The following is a 19,016-nucleotide window of genomic DNA, read 5'->3' as shown; positions in this document are numbered from 1 at the left end:
GGGACATCGACGGAGACCGCGGGGCCGCGCGCCCCGCGGTCTTCCCGTTCCCGGGGGAACCCGCTCCGGAGTTGATCGGTCACTCTATGATGTCGCCTGACAAGGGGGCGCAGCGTGACCGACAATGTGATCATCGCCGAGGGCCTGGTGAAACGGTTCGGCAAGGTCCAGGCCGTCAACGGGGTGGACCTCGCCGTCCCGGCCGGCACCGTGCTGAGCGTGCTCGGCCCGAACGGCGCGGGCAAGACCACCACCGTCCGGATGCTCACCACCCTGCTCAGACCCGACGGCGGCCGCGCCGTGGTGGGCGGGCACGACGTGGCGCGCGAGCCGGACGCCGTCCGGAAGATCATCGGCCTGTCCGGCCAGTACGCGGCGGTGGACGAGTACCTCACCGGCCGCGAGAACCTCGACATGTTCGGCCGCCTGTACCACCTGCCCGCCCGCGCGGCCCGCGAGCGCGCCGCCGAGCTGCTGGCCCGGTTCCGGCTGACCGAGGCCGCCGACCGGCCCGCCAAGACCTACTCCGGCGGCATGCGCCGCCGCCTCGACCTCGCCGCCGCGCTGGTGATCCGGCCCCGCATCCTGTTCCTGGACGAGCCCACCACCGGCCTGGACCCGCGCAGCCGCCTCGGCATGTGGGAGGTGATCCGCGAGCTGGTGCACGAGGGCACCACGCTGCTGCTCACCACCCAGTACCTGGAGGAGGCCGACGAGCTGGCCGACGAGATCGTCATCATCGACCACGGCGAGGTGATCGCGCAGGGCACCTCCGACCGGCTCAAGGCGCAGGTCGGCGGGGAGCGCATCAGCTTCACGGTGGGCTCGGCCGCGATGATCCCCAAGGCGTCGTCGGCGGTGCTGGCGGTCACCGACGCCACCCCCGAGATCGACCAGGAGACGCTGACGGTCTCCGCGCCGGTGGCGGGCGGCACCCGCAGCCTGGTCGCGGTGGTGAACGCGCTGGACGCCGCCGGGATCGAGGCCCACGACCTGGGCCTGCGCCGCCCGACCCTGGACGAGGTGTTCCTGTCCCTCACCGGCCGCCGCACCGAGGACGAGCAGGAGGAACGGGACTGATGAGCGCGAGCCGCCGAGCGGAGGCGAGGCCATGAGCGCGAGCGGACGTGCGCCCTCTGGACCGAGGAGCCTGCGACGAGGGAAGAGGGCGCATCTGGCGGCCGCGAGCCGCCGAGCGGAGGCGAGGCCATGAGCACTGCCCAATATGTCTTGTCCGACAGCTGGGAGATGACCAAGCGGCATCTGCGGCAGATCCCGCGCATCCCCGAGCTGTTCTTCTTCTCGCTGATCCAGCCGATCATGTTCGTGCTGCTGTTCCGCTACGTGTTCGGCGGCGCGGTCCGCACCCCGCCGGGCATCGACTACGTGCAGTACATGATGGTCGGGATCTTCGCGCAGTCGATGACGTTCGCGACCGCGGGCATCTCCACCGGCCTCGCCGACGACCTCCAGAAGGGCCTGATCGACCGGTTCCGCTCGTTGCCCATGGCGCGCTCGGCGGTGCTGATCGGGCGCATGGGCTCGGACCTGGTGCGCAACCTGTTCGTGGCGATCGTGATGATCGGCGTCGGGCTGCTGGTGGGCTTCCGCTTCACCAACGGCTTCTGGGGCGGCCTGTTCGGCATCGCCATGCTGGGCCTGACGGTGCTGGCGTTCGGGTCGATCGGCGCGTGGATCGGGCTGTCGGTGCGCAACGCCGAGACCGCCAACATCGCCGGGATGGTGTGGTTGTTCCCGCTCACCTTCACCAGCAACGCGTTCGTGCCGGTGCAGACCATGCCGGGCTGGCTCCAGGCGTGGGCCAAGGTCAACCCGGTGTCGATCATCGTGGACGCGTGCCGGGGCCTGTTCATCGGGCCGCCGCAGTTCGCGGTGTTCCCGGCCGTCTGGCAGGCCCTCGCCTGGTGCGTCGGGCTGATCGCGGTGTTCGGCTTCCTGGCGGTCCGCCAGTACAAGCGGGTCTAGCTGAGCGTGAGCGTGTAGCCCTTCGCTCTCAGCCGCCCGAGCACGTCCTCACTGTGCTCGGAGCCGCGCGTCTCCAGGTGCATCAGCACCTCGGCCTCCTCGACGTGGAGGCGCGCGGTGATCCGCTCGTGCATCACGTCCAGCACGTTCACGCCGAGTTCGGCCAGCTCGCTCAGCAGCGTGACCAGCGCGCCGGGCCGGTCCTTCAGGCGGCAGCGCACCACCAGGTAGCGGCCCGCGCCCGCCAGGCCGTGCCGCAGCACCTTCGCCAGCAGCACCGGGTCGATGTTGCCGCCCGACAGCAGCGCCACCACCGGGGTGCGCACCGCGTAGGAGTGCTCCAGCAACGCCGCGACGCCCGCCGCCCCGGCCGGCTCCACCACCTGCTTGGCACGTTCGAGGCACATCAGCAGCGCCTGGGAGATCGACTCCTCGGTGACGGTGACGACCGCGTCCACCAGGTCGGTGACCAGGTCGTAGGTGAGGTCGCCGGGCCGCCCGACCGAGATGCCGTCGGCCATGGTGGGCTGCACCTCCACCCGCACCGGCCGCCCGGCCGCCAGCGACGGCGGGAACGCCGCCGCCCGCTTGGCCTGCGCCCCGACGATCTTGACCTCCTGCGCGCCGGTCTCCTTGGCCGCCGCCTTCAGCGCCGTCGCCACGCCCGACATCAGCCCGCCGCCGCCGACCGCGCCGACGACCGTGCGCACGTCGGGCAGCTGCTCCAGGATCTCCAGCCCGATGGTGCCCTGCCCGGCGACCACGTCGGCGTGGTCGAAGGGGTGGATGAACACCGCGCCGCGCTCGGCGGCGTACTCCTGCGCCGCCTCCAGGCAGTCGTCCACGGTCGGGCCGGGGAACACGACCTCGGCCCCGTAGCCCTTGGTCGCGGCGACCTTGGGCAGCGGCGCGCCCGCGGGCATGAACACCGTGGCCTTGCAGCCCAGCATCGACGCCGCCAGCGCGACGCCCTGCGCGTGGTTGCCCGCGCTCGCGGCGACCACGCCCCCGGCGCGCTCGGCCTCGCTCAGCCGGGCGATCCGCACGTACGCGCCGCGGATCTTGAACGAGCCGGTGCGCTGGAGGTTCTCGCACTTGAGGTAGACCGGGCCGCCGATCGCCTCCGACAACACCCGCGAGTGGATCAGCGGGGTCGGCACGATCACCTCGCGCAGCAGTTCCCGGGCCGCGCGGATGTCATCGAGGTTCAGGGCCATGCCGAAATCCTGCCATGCGCCCCGACCGTTCCGGCCGGGACGCGGCCGGGAGCGCCCCGCGCTAGCCGGCGCTCCAGTAGCGCCCGCCCTCGTAGACCAGCGCCGCCGCGCCGACGAGCCCGGCGGTCTGGCCGAGCGCGGCGGGCACCACCGAGACCCGGCGCGCGAACTCCATGCGGGCATGGCGGCGCAGCGCCTCCTCCAGCGGGTCGAACAGCAGCGCGCCCGCCTGCGACAGCCCGCCGCCGATCGCGACGACCTCCAGGTCGCACAGGTGGGTGGCCGACGCGATCGCGACGCCCAGCGCCCGGCCCGCGCGGCGCATCGCGGCGACCGCGACGGGGTGGCCGCGCCGCGCGTCGTCGGCCAGCTCGACGCCGGTGGCGGGCAGACCGGTCCGCCAGCCCTGCTCCTGCGCCCAGGCGGCCAGGCCGGGGCCGCGCGCGACGGCCTCCAGGCAGCCGTACCCGCCGCAGCCGCACGGCGGCCCGTCCGGGTCGACGACGACGTGGCCGATGTGCCCGGCGTTGCCGCTGGCCCCGTCGACCAGCCGCCCGCCGGAGATCAGGCCGCCGCCCACGCCGGTGGACACCACCATGCCCAGCACGTCGGCGCGGCCCCGGCCCGCGCCGCGCCAGTGCTCGCCGACCGCCACGCAGACGGCGTCGTTGTGCACGCGCACGGGCAGCCCCGGGTAGGCCGCGCGCAGCCGCTCGCGCAGCGGGAAGCCGCGCCAGGCCGGGATGTTGATCGGCGACACCTCGGCGGCGGGCCAGGTCATCGGCCCGCCGCAGCCGACGCCGACGCCCGCGAGCGCGCCGACACCGGCCGTCAGCTTGCCCAGCAGCGCCTCCAGCGTGCGCCACAGGCCCTCGGCGTCCACGTCCGCCGGGGTCGCGACCCGGTCGTAGGAGACCACGCGGCCGTCCGGATCGACGACCCCGGCGGCCAGCTTGGTGCCGCCGACGTCGACGGCCAGCACCGGTGCGCTCAAGGAGCGTCCCCCGCCGGACCGAAGGCCAGGATCGAGGCGGTGAAGCCGTGCACGTGGTTGCGCCCGGCGACCGGGCCGATCTCGCCCGCCCCGAAGAACCCGCCGATGCCCGCCGGACCGAACGCGCGGCCCAGCACCTTGGCGTCGTGGTCGGAGTCGGGGAACATCGCCCGGCCCCGCCCGTTGCAGGAGAACAGCAGCGCGCCCTCCACCGGCCGCAGGTCGAAGCGCTCCAGCAGGGCCGACAGGTCGTGCTCGGCCGCGCCCGCGTCGCGGACCTGGAAGCGCACCGTGCGGCCGACGTCCACCACGTCGCCGATCGCGATCGCGCCGGTGTCGGTGTCGGCGCCGACCACGCCGCGCACCAGGAAGTCGCCGCGCTCGTGCACGTCGGCGTACTCGTCCATCGCCACGCCGATCAGCAGGCCGCGCCCGGCCAGCTCCTGCTCCTCTTCGGGCAGGTCCAGCACGACCTGCTCCAGCTTCTCCAGCGCCGGGGTTCCGGCCAGCTCGTAGAGCACGTTCTCGTCGGCGCGGGTCACCACCATGTCGGGGCCGATCGGCCGCGCGCCCTGGCTGACGACGGTGGTCGCGGTGACCGCGCCGCCCAGCACGACGCCGACCGCGCCCTCGGCGTGCACGTCGCCGTTCAGGAACAGCCGCACGTCGCCGCGCTCGCGGCCGTCGGCCATGCCGCCGACCAGCGGCAGGCCCGGCATCGCCTCGCCGGACCGCTCCACGAACGCGTCCACCGGGAAGCTGTAGGGGTCGGCCAGCAGCACGCCGACCACGTCGTCGTCCTGCCCCTCGGGCATCCCGACGACGATCAGCCGGTCCTCGGCCTTCAGCGTCTCCAGCCGGAACGGCTCCAGCCGCGCGCCCGGCAGCACCGCCGCCCACGCGCTGACCGCGCTGGTCTCCTCCACGCCCCGGCCGCCGCCGATCACCCCGGCGGCGGTGCAGCCCAGCACCACCCGCGCCCGCGCGACCTCGGTGGCGCGCAGCACCGCGCGCTCCACCTCCTCGGGGTCGCCGCCGGAGACGAACACGCACACCAGGTCGGGCGGCGCGTCCAGCGACGCGCGCGCCTGCTCGACCGCCGCCGCGGCGGCGCTGGTCAGGTCGGGGCCGACGGCCAGGCCGTCACCGAATCGTGCCATCGGGGCCGCCTCCCTCGAACGGGTCACCGGGTCTGTTCACCCTCCCTAGTCTCCCCGCTGCTCCCCCCTGTCCCAAACTCCGGACGGGGCCGAATCCCGCGCGGGGGTGCGATTTGCGGAATCGGCGACGTAATGTCGATCGCGTGCGTCCATCCACACCTCGCGAGACCACTCTGGGCGGGCTGCGCACCAGCGGCCACGTGCAGCGCTCGGTGAAGGCCGAGATCCGTCACAACCTGCTCACCCGGCTGAGATCGGGCGAGCCGCGCTTCCCCGGGATCGTCGGGTTCGACGACACCGTGCTGCCGCACCTGGAACGGGCCCTGCTGGCCGGGCACGACCTGGTGCTGCTGGGCGAGCGCGGCCAGGGCAAGACGCGGCTGATCCGCACGCTGGGCGGCCTGCTGGACGAGTGGACGCCGGTCGTCACCGGCTGCGAGATCAACGACCATCCCTACGCCCCCGTGTGCGTGCGCTGCCGCCGCCTCGCCGCCGACACCGGCGACGAGCTGCCGGTGTCGTGGAAGCACCGCGACGAGCGCTACGGCGAGAAGCTCGCCACCCCCGACACCAGCGTCGGCGACCTCATCGGCGACGTCGACCCCATCAAGGTCGCCGAGGGCCGCACGCTGGGCGACCCCGAGACCGTGCACTACGGGCTGGTGCCGCGCACCAACCGCGGGATCTTCTCCATCAACGAGCTGCCCGACCTCGCCGAGCGCATCCAGGTGTCGCTGCTGAACGTCCTGGAGGAGCGCGACGTCCAGATCCGCGGCTACGCGCTGCGGCTGCCGCTGGACGTCCTGCTGGTCGCCAGCGCCAACCCCGAGGACTACACCAACCGCGGCCGGATCATCACCCCGCTGAAGGACCGCTTCGGCGCCGAGATCCGCACCCACTACCCGCTGGCGCTGGACACCGAGCTGGCCCTGATCCGCCAGGAGGCCGACTTCGCCGACCTCGGCGGCGTGCCCGCCGAGGTGCCCGAGCACCTGGTCGAGGTGATCGCGCGCTTCACCCGGCTGGTCCGCGAGTCCAACGCCGTGGACGCCCGGTCCGGGGTGTCGGCGCGGTTCGCGCTGGCGGCGGCCGAGACCGTCGCGGCCGGGGCGGTGCGGCGGGCCGCGCTCGCCGGGGAGGACCACGCGGTCGCCCGCGTGTGCGACCTGCCCGCGGTCGTCCCGACGCTGATGGGCAAGGTCGAGTTCGAGGTCAGCGAGGAGGGCCGCGAGCAGGAGGTGCTGGAGCACCTGCTGCGCCGCGCCACCGCCGAGACCTACCGCCGCACCCTGGGCACCGCCGACCTGTCGGGCCTGCTCGACAAGTTCGACTCCGGCGAGCTGGTCGAGTCCGGCGAGCTGGTGGGCGCGGCCGAGCTGCTGCGCCGCATCGGGCAGGTCCGCGGCCTCGCCAAGATCATGGAACGGCTGGAGATGACCGGGGACTCCCCCGGCCAGGCCGCCGCCGCGCTGGAGTTCGCCCTGGAGGGGCTGTTCCTGTCCCGCCGCCTGTCCAAGGACGTCTCGGAAGGCCGCGCCGACGGAACCGCCACCTATCGCACCTGACTCCGAACCTGACGCCGCACCTGAACTCCGAACCTGACGCCGCACCCGACCCGAGAGGGGGCGCCCGTGAGCCGTTACCGCTACGGGGCGTACCAGGACGGGCCCGATCCGCTGGCTCCGCCGTACGACGTCCGCGACGCGCTCGACGCGCTCGGCGACTCGGTGCTGGACGGCACCCGGCCCGACGAGGCGCTGCGCGACCTGCTGCGCCGGGGCCTGCCCGGCGCGCGTGACCGCAAGGGCCTGGACGACCTGCTGCGCCAGGTCCGCGAGCGCCGCCAGGAGCTGCGCGAGCGGGGCCGTCTGGACGGCACGCTGGAGCAGGCGCGCGCGCTGCTGGACACCGCGATCGGCCAGGAACGCGCCGAGCTGTTCCCTGACCCGAGTGACGACGCGCGCCTGCGCGAAGCCGAGCTGGACACGTTGCCGCCCGACACCGCGCAGGCGATCCGCCGCCTGTCGAACTACGAGTGGCGCTCGGACGCCGCGCGCCAGACCTTCGAGCAGCTCAAGGACCTGCTCCGCAACGACGTCCTGGACGCGCAGTTCCAAGGCATGAAGCAGGCCCTGCAGAGCCAGGACCCGCAGGCCATGGAACGCGTCAAGGACATGATGGCCGCGCTCAACCAGATGCTGGAGAAGGACGCCCGCGGCGAGCACACCCAGCAGGACTTCGACGACTTCATGCGCGAGCACGGGGAGTTCTTCCCCGACAACCCGCGCGACCTGGAAGAGCTGGTCGACTCCCTGGCCCGCCGCGCCGCCGCCATGGACCGGCTGCTGGCCTCCCTGTCGCCCGAGCAGCGCGCCGAGCTGGCCGACCTGATGGACCAGGCCATGCAGGACGCGGGCCTCGCCATGGAGATGACGCGGCTGAACGACGCGCTGCGCGTGCGCCGCCCCGACCTCGGCTGGGGCACGCCCGAGAACATGACCGGCGACGACCCCCTGGGCATGTCCGACGCCACCTCCGCCCTCGCCGAGCTGGCCGACCTCGCCGGCCTGGAGGAGGCGCTCGCCCAGGACTACCCGGGCGCGCGGCTCGACGACGTCGACGAGGAGGCGGTCCGCCGCGCCCTCGGCCGCCGCGCCGTCGACGACCTGGCCGAGCTGCGCCGCATCGAGGCCGAGCTGGAACGCCAGGGCTACCTCCAGCGCAAGCGCGGCAAGCTCGAACTCACCCCCAAGGCGGTGCGCCGCCTGGGCGAGACCGCGCTGCGGCGCGTCTTCTCCCAGCTCGCCGAGGGCCGCCAGGGCGACCACGACCAGCGCGACGCGGGCCAGGCGGGCGAGCTGACCGGCACCAGCCGCCCGTGGCGGTTCGGCGACGAGCAGCCGCTCGACGTCGTCCGCACCGTCAGCAACGCCATCACGCGCAACGCGATGGAGGCCCCGGCCAAGGGCGGCGGCGTGCGCCTGGCGGTGGACGACTTCGAGGTGCAGGAGACCGAGCGCCGCTCGGCCGCCGCCGTCTGCCTGCTGGTCGACCTGTCCTACTCGATGGTGCTGCGCGGCACCTGGGCGGCGGCCAAGCAGACGACCCTCGCCCTGCACACCCTGGTCACCAGCAAGTTCCCGCAGGACGCCATCAAGATCATCGGCTTCTCCAACTACGCCCGCGAGCTGCACCCGGCCGAGATGGCCGGGCTGGACTGGGACATGGTGCAGGGCACCAACCTGCACCACGCCCTGATGATCGCCGGGCGGCACCTGGACCGGCACCCCGACTTCGAGCCGATCGTCCTGGTGGTCACCGACGGCGAGCCCACCGCCCACCTGCGCCCGGACGGCCGCTCCCTGTTCGACTACCCGCCCTCGGCCGACACGCTGGTGCTCACCCTGGCCGAGGTCGACAAGATGACCCGGCGCGGCGCGGGCATGAACTTCTTCATGCTGGCCGACGACCGGCGGCTGGTGTCGTTCGTGGAGGAGGTCGCCCGCCGCAACGGCGGCCGGGTCTTCGCCCCCGACGCCGAGCGGCTCGGCGAGTACGTGGTGTCGGACTACCTGCGCGTGCGGCGCGGCAGGCGCTGAGGACCCCGCCCCGAGGACCCCTTCGCGGGTTCGTCTAGGTACGGCGTGCGGCGGGGGCTAGGGTCGCGGTATGTCGAGTTCTGATCGCCTCCTGCTGATCCTGCACATCGGATTCGCGATCTTCACGCTGGGACCGCTGACCGCCGCGACCATGGCCACCCCGCGCTACATCCGCCGGCGGAACGTGGCGGTGGTGCGCTACCTCAACCGCACCACGCAGATCTACGGCCTGGGCACGCTGGGGATCTTCCTGTTCGGGATGTTCCTGGGCAAGGGGCGGCTCGGCGAGGTGTGGTTGTCGGTGTCGATGACGCTGATGGTGGTGGCGCTGGTGCTGCTGTTCCTGGTCGACCGCGACCAGCGCAAGGCCGCGCACGCCCTGGAGGTCGCCGCCGCCGAGGAGACGTCGGCCGAGGTCGTCCCCGCCGCGCCCGCCGAGGAGACGGCTGAGAAGGCCACCGGGAAGACCGCCGCCGACCCGGCCGCGGCCGAGGCCCCGGCGAGCCGTGCCGCCGCTCCCCGTACCGACATCGCCCAGGTCGAGCGCGGCCGGATCGCCGCCATCTCCGGCGTCATCGCGCTCATCTGGCTGGTCATCCTGGTCCTGATGGTCTGGAACGGCTGACCTCGCGCAGACATGAGAACGGCGGCCCCGCGCGCACGCGCGAGGCCGCCGTTCACGTTCCCGGGATCAGCGGGTGCGGGCCTTGACCCAGCTCAGGATCTCCGGGTACACGTTCTCGTCGTTCAGCAGCTGGGACCCGTGCATCGCGCCGGGCACCGTGCGGACGGTCACCGGGACGCCCACCCCGCGCAGCGCGCTGGCCAGGCCGGTGCTGTGGGTGACCGGGACGAAGTCGCCCGCGCTGTGCATCAGCAACATCGGGGCGTCGCCCGCCGAGGCGTGCGCGGCGGAGTTGGCGTCCTCCACGCGCTTCCAGCACGCGGCCGCGGCCGGCTGCGGGACGCAGTGGACCAGGTCCACGACCGCCTTCTTGAGCTTGCGCTGGCCGGGGCGCGCGGTGGGCTTCACGCCGTCCTGGTAGGCCAGGTACGGGGTGTTGACCGGCGACAGCGCGACCACGCCGCGGACACGCTGCGCGCCCTCGCCGACGGTCCCGGCCTGGGTCGCCAGCATGCCGCCCGCCGAGGAGCCGATGATGACGATCCGGTTCGGGTCGACGTTCCACTTCTTGGCGTGCTTCTTGATGAAGTCCAGGGCCGCCATGGTGTCGTTGCGCTGCGCGGGCCACTGGGCCGACTGCGTGAGCCGGTAGTTGGCGGCGAAGACGGCGAAGCCCTGGTTGGTGAGGCGGCGCGCGAAGTACTTCCAGCCGCCCTTGTCGCCCTCCAGCCAGTAGCCGCCGTGCAGCATCAGGATCGCCGGGCGCGGCTTGGCCTGCGGCGCGGCGGGCGCTCCCTGCGCTCCCCGGGCGTCCTGCGTGCCGGGGGCGGCGGAGGTGCCCGGCTTGGGCGTCGCAGCCGTCCGCCGCTCCTCGGGCTTGGCAGGCTTGGTGGGCTTCGCAGGCTTGACCGGCTTCTTGGCGGCCTTGGCGGCGGGCGCGGGACGCCAGTAGGCGTCGATGCGCTGCCGCGCGTTCGGCCCGTAGGCGTAGTGGGCGGTGCGCGGCGGCTTGGGGGTCACCATGAGGCCCTGGGCCGACACCACCGAGCCGGAGCCGGTGGTGGCCCCGGTGCCGCCGGTCGCGCCGGGCGCGGGGGCGGTGGGCTGCTGCGGCGAGGGCGTGGCGGAGCCCTCGGCCGGGGACATCGAGTCCGAGGGGGTCGGCGTCGGGGTGCCCGGGACCTCGGGCTCGCCCGGCTCGCCGGGCTCGACGGGGAGGTCGGGAAGCTCGGGGAGCGTCGGCGTCGGCGTCGCGGTCACCGAATCGCTCGGCGTCGGGACCGGCTCGGGCGTGGCCGCCCCGGCACCCGTCGGGACGGCGACGGCGGAGATACACGTCGCGGCGAACGCCGCCCCGCACACCAGTACTTTGCGCACTCGCGGCCCTTTCTTGATGAAACCCGGCGCGCACATCATAGATGTTTGATCAACATGGTGGTGGGAACGGCGCGCGGTTTACCCGGCAAGAAGGACTCGCCGGGCAAACCACCGCGAATAACCGCACGTCAGGCGAGGGCCCGCTCCAGGTCGGCGAGCAGGTCCGCCACGTCCTCGATCCCGACCGACAGCCGCACCAGGTCGTCGGGCACCTCCAGCGGCGACCCGGCCGCCGAGGCGTGCGTCATCCGCCCCGGGTGCTCGATCAGCGACTCGACGCCGCCCAGCGACTCGCCCAGCGTGAACAGCTTGGTGCGCTCGCAGACCGCGACGGCGGCCTCGGCCGACTCCATCCGGAACGACACCATCCCGCCGAACGCCTTCATCTGCTTGGCGGCGACCTCGTGCCCGGGGTGGTCGGGCAGGCCCGGGTAGAGCACCTGCCGGACGGCCTTGTGCCGGGTCAGCATGTCCACGATCTTCTCGGCGTTGGCGCAGTGCCGGTCCATCCGCACGCCGAGGGTCTTGATGCCGCGCAGCGTCAGCCAGGCGTCGAACGGCCCGGCGACCGCGCCCATGGCGTTCTGGTGGAAGGTCAGCCGCTCGCCCAGGTCGGCGTCGGCGACCACCAGCGCGCCGCCGACCACGTCGGAGTGGCCGCCGATGTACTTGGTGGTGGAGTGCACGACCACGTCGGCGCCGAGCGCCAGCGGCCGCTGCAGGTAGGGCGAGGCGAAGGTGTTGTCCACCGCCAGCAGCGCGCCCCCCGCGTGCGCGATCCCGGCCAGCCCGGCGATGTCGGCCACGCCCAGCAGCGGGTTGGTGGGCGTCTCCACCCAGATCATCTTCGTCTCGGGCCGCATCGCCGCCCGCACCGCCGCCGCGTCCCCCAGCGGCACCGGGTCGAACGTCACCCCCCACGGCTCGGCGACCTTGGCGAACAGCCGGTAGGTGCCGCCGTAGGCGTCGTTGGGGATGATGACGTGGTCGCCCGGCCGGCAGACCGTGCGCAGCAGCGTGTCCTCGGCGGCGAGCCCGGAGGCGAACGCCAGCCCGCGCGAGCCGCCCTCGACCTCGGCGAGGCATACCTCCAACGCGGTACGGGTGGGGTTGGCCGAGCGCGAGTACTCGTAGCCCCCGCGCAGCCCCCCGATGCCGTCCTGCTTGTACGTCGAGACCTGGTAGATCGGCGGGACGACCGCGCCCGTGGTCGGGTCGGGTTCCTGCCCCGCGTGGATGGCCAGGGTCTCGAACCCCTGGTGAACCTCGTTGTCCATGGGAACGAGGCTATCCACCCCGCGACCCTCCTTGCGGAGGAGAGGGTCCCCCGCAGGTATCAGGGCTCATTTCGGCTCGCGGGCTGACTACACGGGGGCGTTCGATCCCTAGTCTTCTATGCGTATCCCTAGATTCCCCCTTAACTGAAGGAAAACGCATGTTCGCACGCCTTGGGCGCGGCGTCGTGAGACATCCGTGGTGGACGATCCTGGCCTGGGTCGTCGTGGCCGTGGGCCTGGTGGCCCTCGCCCCGGAACTCAAGACCAAGACCGATCAGGAAGACTTCCTTCCGACCAAGTACGAGTCGATCCAGGCGGCCAAGCTGGCCGGGGAGGCGTTCCCGGGCGCCGACCAGAAGACCAGCCCGGCCATGATCGTCGTCAAGCGGAGCGACGGCGGCAAGCTGACCGAGGCCGACACCCAGCGCATCGGCCAGGTCGCGCAGGCGCTCCAGGGCAAGAACATCCCGGGCGTCACCAAGGTGACGGCGACCCCGCCGGCCCCGGACCGCTCCATCCAGCTCATCGCGGTGCCCCTGCCGAACGACTGGCAGGACCAGGACGCGATGACCAAGGGCAAGGACGCGATCAAGAAGCTGCGCACCGAGACCACCGCGCAGCTGCGGGGCGGCCCGCTGAGCTACGGCATCACCGGTGACCAGGCCTCCACCGTGGACAACGAGGAGTCCGACAAGCAGACGATGGCGCTGATCGGCATCGGCACCATCGTGATCATCATCGTGCTGCTGGGCATCATCTTCCGCGCCCCGATCGCCGCGCTGCTGCCGATCGTGGTGATCAGCGTGGTGTCGATGGTGTCGGGGGCGCTCACCGCCATGATCGGCAACGCCTTCGACCTGAACTTCGACAAGGGCTTCGACATGATCGTGGTGGTGGTGCTCTACGGCATCGGCACCGACTACATCCTGTTCCTGCTGTTCCGCTACCGCGAGCGGCTGCGCGCCGGCGAGGACAAGAAGACCGCGATGATCACCAGCGTGGAGCGGGTGGGCGAGGCCATCGCCTCGGCCGCCGGCGCGGTGATCGTGGCCTTCCTGGTGCTGCTGCTGGCCTCCTTCAAGGCGTTCGGCGGCCTCGGCCCGCAGCTGGCCATCGCGGTCGCGGTCATGTTCGTCACCTCGCTGACGCTGGTCCCGGCGATCATCTCGCTGATCGGCCCGGCGGTGTTCTGGCCGTCGAAGTCCTGGAAGAAGGAGCCCAAGCCGGGCCTGTGGGTCAAGCTGGGCAACGGCGTCGGCCGCCGCCCGGTGGTCGCCGCCGCGGCGTCGGGCCTGGTGCTGGTCGCGCTCGCGGCCGCCGCGTTCGGGTTCAAGGCCGACTACGACTTCAGCGCCAGCGCGCCGCAGAACACCGAGTCGGCCAAGGCCATGAAGGACCTGCGCAACAGCCTGCCGGCCGGCCTGCTCACTCCGACCGAGGTGTACGTCAAGGCCGACAAGCCGCTCACCGAGGCCGACCTCGCGTCCTACTCCCAGCGGCTGAACGGCGCGCCGGGCGTCGGGCAGGGCGGCGTGCAGAAGCCGGTGTTCAGCCAGGACAAGACCGTCGCCAAGTTCGCGGTGTCGCTGAAGGACAACCCCAACTCCAGCAAGTCGATCCAGCTGGTCAAGGGCCCGTTCCGCGACTACGTGCACGAGGGCGCGCCCGCCGGGGCCAAGGTCCTGGTCGGCGGGCAGACCGCGGTCTTCGCCGACATCAACACCATCAACAACCGCGACCTGTCGGTGATCCTGCCGGTGGCGGTGGTGCTGATCGGGCTGATCCTGGCCCTCCAGCTGCGGGCGCTGGTCGCGCCGATCTACCTGGTGGGGGCGGTGCTGCTCGGCTTCGCCGCGACGCTGGGCGCCACGGTGGTGCTGTTCCAGTTCATCGAGGGCAAGCCGGGCCTGATGTTCCAGCTGCCGATCATCCTGTACCTGTTCGTGCTGGCGATCGGCACCGACTACAACATCCTGATGATCGCCCGGTTGCGGGAGGAGGCCCGGGAGGGCCACGACCCGCGGCGCGGCGCGGCGCTGGGCATCCAGCACGCCGGTCCGACGGTGGCCGCGGCGGGCGTGATCCTGGCCGGCACCTTCGCGATGCTGGTGGTGTCGCCGCAGTCGATGACGGCCCAGATCGGGTTCGGCGTCGCGATCGGCATCCTGCTGTCGGCGTTCGTGATGGCCGCCTTCTTCGTCCCGGCGATCACCGCGCTGCTGGGGCACAAGGCCTGGTGGCCGGGCCACAGCGACGCCCCGCGGGCGCCGCTGCAGGACCCGGGCGACCCGCTGGAGGACCGGTTCGCCAAGACGGGGATCGGCTCCTGATGGACGCCGGACCGCGGCGTCCCGACCGGTAACCGCCGCCCACTCGGCGGGACGCCGCGGTCCGGCACCCCCGTGACGGGGGCGCGAGGCGCCGGAGACCATGGGTCTCCGGCGCCTCGGCGTTTTCCGGGACGGCGGGGGCCCGGCCGGGCGTCAGACGCCCGTGCCGCCCGCGAGGAAGGCCAGCAGGTCCTGCCGGGTGATCAGGCCCTTGGGCTTGCCGTCCACCAGCACGACCGCCGCGCCGGACTTCTCCAGCACCTGCACGGCCTTGCTGACCGGCTCGCCCGAGCCGATGGTCGGCAGCGGCGGGGCCATCAGCGCCTCCAGCGGCTCGGCCAGCCGGTCGCGGTCCTTGACCAGCACCTCCAGCAGGTCGCGCTCGGCCACCGAGCCGACGACCTCGGCCGCCATGACCGGCGGCTCCTCCTTCATCACCGGCAGCTGCGACACCTCGTACTCGCGCATGATCGCGATCGCGGTCTCCACGCTCTCGTGCGGGTGCGCGTGCACGAACTCCGGCAGCGTGCCGCCCTTGCGGGTCAGCACCTCGCCGACGCTGGCCTCCTCGTGCGCGGCGGGCAGGAAGCCGTAGTCGGCCATCCACTCGTCGTTGAAGATCTTGCTGAGGTAGCCGCGGCCGCCGTCGGGCAGCAGCACCACGATCACCGCGTCGTCGGGGGCCTGCGCGGCCACCCGCAGCGCCGCCACCACGGCCATCCCGCACGAGCCGCCGACCAGCAGCGCGTCCTCGCGCGCCAGCCGCCGGGTCATGGTGAACGAGTCCTTGTCCGACACCGCGATGATCTCGTCGCAGATGCCGCGGTCGTAGGTGTCGGGCCAGATGTCCTCGCCCACGCCCTCGGTCAGGTACGGCCGGCCGCTGCCGCCGGAGTAGACCGAGCCCTCCGGGTCGGCGCCGATGATCCGCACCTTCCCGCCGGAGACCTCCTTGAGGTAGCGGCCGGTGCCGCTGATGGTGCCGCCGGTGCCGATGCCGGCCACGAAGTGTGTGACCTTTCCCTCGGTCTGCTCCCAGATCTCGGGACCGGTCGTCTCATAGTGCGAGCGCGGGTTGCTGGCGTTGGCGTACTGGTCGGGCTTCCAGGCGTTGGGGATCTCCGCCGCCAGCCGGTCCGACACCGAGTAGTAGGAGTCGGGGTGCTCGGGCGAGACGGCGGTCGGGCAGACCACCACCTCGGCGCCGTAGGCGCGCAGCACGTCGATCTTGTCCTTGGCGACCTTGTCCGGGCACACGAAGACGCAGCGGTAGCCGCGCTCCTGCGCCACGATGGCCAGGCCCACCCCGGTGTTGCCGGAGGTGGGCTCGACGATGGTGCCGCCCGGCTTCAGCTGCCCCGACTCCTCGGCGGCCTCGATCATGCGGACCGCGATGCGGTCCTTGACCGAGCCGCCGGGGTTGAAGTACTCCACCTTGGCGAGCACCTGGGGCGCCAGGCCGGCGGTCACCTTCCGCAACCGAACCAGCGGGGTGTTGCCCATCAGTTCGACCAACGAGTCATGTACGTGCACCGCGACGTCCTTGTCGAGATCAGCGCTGCGAGTTCCAGCGTGTTACATCCCTGTTCAGCCCGTGTGCACCGGGCGGGTACAGGATGCGGTTTCGGATAGATTCTTGTCTCCGACGGTAGCCCAGATCGGCGGCGGCGGGCATGAACCCTGTGTACGGGGCGCACGCCCGCCAGTGACGGAGGGTCAACGGACGATGCTGAGAGCTTTCACGGCGCGGCGCATCGCCGCCGCGGCGGCGTACGGGGGCGGCGGGATCACCGCGCTGGGGGGACTCACCTTCGGCCTGGTGGTCGTGGAGGCCAAGCTCGCACGCCGGATCATCCTCGCCACGCCCTACGGCGACCCGCCGGTCGCCGACGGCGTGTTCGACCTGTCCCTGCCCGGCGAGCCGCTGTCGTTCGCGGTGCTGGGCGACTCCACCGCCGCCGGGCTGGGCGTGCGCGAGCCGGACGAGACGCCGGGCGCGCTGCTGGCGGCCGGGCTCGCCTCGATCGCGGGCCGCCCGGTGCGGCTGAGCAACGTGGCCCGCTCGGGGTCGCGCTCGGCGGCGCTGGAGGGCCAGGTGGACCGGGCGCTGGCGGTGCGCCCCGAGATCGCCGTCATCATGATCGGCGCCAACGACGTGACCAACCGCGTCCCGGCCGCCGAGTCGGTGCGGCACCTGGCGTCGGCCGTGGAGCGGCTGCGCGCGGCGGGCTGCGAGGTGGTGGTGGGCACCTGCCCCGACCTCGGCTCGGTCAAGCCGGTGATGCAGCCGCTGCGCTGGATCGCGCGGCGGGCCAGCCGCCAGCTCGCCGCGGCGCAGACCATCGCGGTGGTCGAGCGCGGCGGCCGGTCGGTGTCGCTGGGCGACCTGCTGGGCCGGGAGTTCGCGGCCGACCCGCGCGAGATGTTCAGCGCCGACCGCTACCACCCGTCGGCGCGCGGGTACGCCGCCGCGGCGGCCGCGGTGCTGCCGTCGATGGCGGCGGCCCTGGGCCTGGACCCCGACCTGGACGAGGTCCCCGGCCCGCTGGCCGAGGCGCGGCTGCGCGCGGGCGTGCTGCCGGTGTACCTGGCGGCGGCCGAGGCCGCCGAGGAGCCGGGCACCGAGGTCGCCGGGGCCCGGGTCGCCGGACGCGACCGGGGCCCGCGCGGCCGCTGGGCGACGCTGCTACGCCGCAACAGGCCGCAGGTCCTGGAACACCGCCCGGCAACACCCGACGCGGCCTGAGCAGCACGGCCTGGCCGTACGGCCTGGTCAGCGCGGCCTGGTCAGCACGGTCTGAGCAACGCGGCCCGAGCGAGGCCGCTGAGCGAGGCCTGGCCCGCAGGCCGTCACGCCCCCGACCGGGACGGCGGCGCGTCCGGCGCGCCCGCCGGGCGCGCGATATCGGCAATCGCCAGCCGTTTGCGTGATTCCTCTGTTACGTTCTGTCGCTACCGGCGACCTGAGGGGCCTTCCTGCCCGCGCGCCTCCCACCTGACTCCCTGGAGTTCCGCCATGCCCTCGCACACCCTGGCCCGACCACGGATGGTCATCTTCTCGGCACCCTTGGTGCTCGCCGCCCTGGCCGCGGCGGGCTGCTCCGGTCCCGCCGGCCAACCGAACGCGCAGGCCGCCCAGGGCTGGGCCGGGACGGGCGTGAACGCCGTGAGCCGCCCCATCGCCGGGTCCGGCGTCGCCGCCGTGACCGGCCTGCGGGCCGACGGCGTGCTGGAGACGGCGGTGTTCGACCTGGCCAAGGGCAAGCGGTTGTGGACGCGCCCGGCCACCATGGTCGGCCGCCTGTCGGGCATGGGCGTGCAGCCCCCGGCGGTCGCGGGCGCGCCCGGCTCGGCGGTGGTGGCGAGCGTGGAGCCGCAGAAGACCGGCAAGTGGAAGGCCACGCTGGTCACGCGGGACGCCCGCACCGGCGCACAGAAGTGGACCCGCCCCGTCGACACCACGTTCGGCCCGGTGCGCTGCGGCGACCAGGTGTGCCTGTCGGAGTTCACCGCCCGCAAGAGCGCCCGCTTCGTCGCGCTGGACGCCGCCACCGGCCGCCAGCTGTGGAAGATGCCGGGGATCGCCGAGGTCCAGTGGGCCGACCCCAGCCGCGTGGTGGCGTTCCGGATGGCCAAGCATCCGTCGCTGGAGGCCCGCGACCTCAAGACCGGCAAGACGTTGTGGACCTTCCCGGTGGAGAAGGCCGTCGGCGACGGGGTGAACCTGTCGGGCGGCTGGGCGTTCGGCGCGCTCACCGGCTCGTCCCCCTCCGCCGCCGACACGCTGGTCGGCTACGTGGCGCCCTACCAGCTGCGCAGGACCAAGGCGCTGTCGGCGTTCGGGTTCTTCGGGCTGCGCCTCGCCGACGGCAAGCCGGTGTGGACGCGCAAGCGGCTGCTGCGGGTGTACCCCAGCGCCAACCCGGCGGTCGCGCTGATCACCCGGCAGGTGACGGGCAAGGGCGCCTACGGCGGCTTCGAGCAGCTCGACCCGCGCACCGGCCGCACCACCGCCACGATCCCGGCCGACCGGACGCCCAAGAGCGCGTGGTGGCTGTCGTTCCCCGCCGACCTGTCCACGCTGGGCTTCCTGACGCAGGGCCAGCGGGGCGTCGCCTACCGGTTGCAGGACGGCTCCCCGGTCGGCCCGCAGGGGTTGCGCGCCTGGTCGTTCTGCACGGTCACCCCGGCCGCGCTGAAGATCACCGGCCAGCGCGGCTTCTTCCCGGTCGCCCCGCTGTGCGCCTACGACCTGGCCACCGGCCGCAAGATCGAGTCGCCGGACGCGCCGCCCGGCTGGTACACCGGCGCGGTGGACGGCTGGCGCGTCTGGCGCGACGAGGGCGGCACGCTGCACGCCCGCCGGGACGCCCAGGGCGACTCCCCGGGCATGTACGGGCAGTGACGCCGGGCCCGGCAGCAGGGTAAACCCGCACTTATTGGACGATGCG

14 protein-coding genes are annotated in these 19,016 nt (G+C 73.1%); 8 read left to right on the top strand and 6 right to left on the bottom strand.

What is annotated here, in order from left to right; translation table 11 throughout:
* The first annotated feature begins 114 nt into the window (after positions 1-114).
* Both AH6_RS09150 and AH6_RS09145 read left to right on the top strand, forming a co-directional pair.
* Positions 115-1,080, top strand: a complete 966-nt coding sequence (locus tag AH6_RS09150) for an ATP-binding cassette domain-containing protein (protein ID WP_067476760.1) — start codon at positions 115-117, stop codon at positions 1,078-1,080.
* Positions 1,081-1,248: 168 nt separating this feature from the next.
* Positions 1,249-1,986 (top strand): ABC transporter permease, encoded by a 738-nt coding sequence (locus AH6_RS09145; RefSeq protein WP_218005761.1) that lies wholly within the window; start codon positions 1,249-1,251, stop codon positions 1,984-1,986.
* Here the strand turns inward: AH6_RS09145 and ilvA are convergent.
* The 3 genes from ilvA to AH6_RS09130 all read right to left on the bottom strand — a co-directional run bounded on the left by ilvA (position 1,983) and on the right by AH6_RS09130 (position 5,357).
* Complete coding sequence (gene ilvA, locus AH6_RS09140) at positions 1,983-3,203, bottom strand: threonine ammonia-lyase (protein WP_067476754.1); 1,221 nt, start codon at positions 3,201-3,203, stop codon at positions 1,983-1,985. The genes AH6_RS09145 and ilvA overlap by 4 nt on opposite strands.
* A 61-nt stretch (positions 3,204-3,264) precedes the next feature.
* Positions 3,265-4,197, bottom strand: a complete 933-nt coding sequence (locus AH6_RS09135; protein ID WP_067476751.1) for an ROK family protein — start codon at positions 4,195-4,197, stop codon at positions 3,265-3,267.
* Positions 4,194-5,357 (bottom strand): FIST signal transduction protein, encoded by a 1,164-nt coding sequence (locus AH6_RS09130; RefSeq protein WP_067476748.1) that lies wholly within the window; start codon positions 5,355-5,357, stop codon positions 4,194-4,196. Before AH6_RS09130 ends, AH6_RS09135 begins: the two co-directional genes overlap by 4 nt.
* A gap of 143 nt (positions 5,358-5,500) precedes the next feature.
* On the opposite strand from AH6_RS09130, the gene AH6_RS09125 reads away from it, so the two are divergent.
* The 3 genes from AH6_RS09125 (at position 5,501) to AH6_RS09115 (ending at position 9,581) form a co-directional block, all read left to right on the top strand.
* The gene (locus AH6_RS09125; RefSeq protein ID WP_157431360.1) at positions 5,501-6,922 is read left to right on the top strand and encodes a sigma 54-interacting transcriptional regulator; all 1,422 of its coding nucleotides are present in this window, start codon (positions 5,501-5,503) and stop codon (positions 6,920-6,922) included.
* Between the two features lie 66 nt (positions 6,923-6,988).
* On the top strand, positions 6,989-8,956 hold the full coding sequence (locus tag AH6_RS09120) for a vWA domain-containing protein (protein ID WP_067476743.1): 1,968 nt from the start codon (positions 6,989-6,991) through the stop codon (positions 8,954-8,956).
* A gap of 70 nt (positions 8,957-9,026) precedes the next feature.
* A complete protein-coding gene (locus AH6_RS09115) occupies positions 9,027-9,581 on the top strand; it encodes a hypothetical protein (RefSeq protein WP_067476740.1) in 555 nt (184 codons plus the stop codon).
* A 66-nt stretch (positions 9,582-9,647) separates the two neighbouring features.
* On the opposite strand, the gene AH6_RS09110 is transcribed toward AH6_RS09115, so the two are convergent.
* Both AH6_RS09110 and AH6_RS09105 read right to left on the bottom strand, forming a co-directional pair.
* Positions 9,648-10,958 (bottom strand): alpha/beta hydrolase, encoded by a 1,311-nt coding sequence (locus tag AH6_RS09110; protein WP_245679241.1) that lies wholly within the window; start codon positions 10,956-10,958, stop codon positions 9,648-9,650.
* A gap of 128 nt (positions 10,959-11,086) precedes the next feature.
* Entirely contained in the window at positions 11,087-12,235 is a 1,149-nt protein-coding gene (locus tag AH6_RS09105; RefSeq protein ID WP_067476730.1) for a cystathionine gamma-synthase, read from the bottom strand.
* 158 nt (positions 12,236-12,393) lie between these two features.
* On the opposite strand from AH6_RS09105, the gene AH6_RS09100 reads away from it, so the two are divergent.
* Complete coding sequence (locus AH6_RS09100) at positions 12,394-14,565, top strand: MMPL family transporter (RefSeq protein ID WP_067476727.1); 2,172 nt, start codon at positions 12,394-12,396, stop codon at positions 14,563-14,565.
* A gap of 153 nt (positions 14,566-14,718) precedes the next feature.
* Here AH6_RS09100 and AH6_RS09095 read toward each other — a convergent pair whose 3' ends face one another.
* Positions 14,719-16,098 (bottom strand): cystathionine beta-synthase, encoded by a 1,380-nt coding sequence (locus AH6_RS09095; protein WP_067476724.1) that lies wholly within the window; start codon positions 16,096-16,098, stop codon positions 14,719-14,721.
* Between the two features lie 193 nt (positions 16,099-16,291).
* On the opposite strand from AH6_RS09095, the gene AH6_RS09090 reads away from it, so the two are divergent.
* Together AH6_RS09090 and AH6_RS09085 are read left to right on the top strand one after the other, a co-directional pair.
* A complete protein-coding gene (locus tag AH6_RS09090; RefSeq protein WP_067476721.1) occupies positions 16,292-17,311 on the top strand; it encodes an SGNH/GDSL hydrolase family protein in 1,020 nt (339 codons plus the stop codon).
* 270 nt (positions 17,312-17,581) lie between these two features.
* Entirely contained in the window at positions 17,582-18,970 is a 1,389-nt protein-coding gene (locus AH6_RS09085; protein ID WP_157431359.1) for an outer membrane protein assembly factor BamB family protein, read from the top strand.
* Positions 18,971-19,016: the final 46 nt, after the last annotated feature.

The sequence above is a fragment of the Actinomadura hibisca NBRC 15177 genome (genome assembly GCF_001552635.1).
Taxonomy (GTDB): Bacteria; Actinomycetota; Actinomycetes; order Streptosporangiales; family Streptosporangiaceae; genus Spirillospora; species Spirillospora hibisca.
The sequence above is the reverse complement of the archived record's forward strand: the minus strand, read 5'-3'. Positions and strand labels throughout refer to the sequence as shown.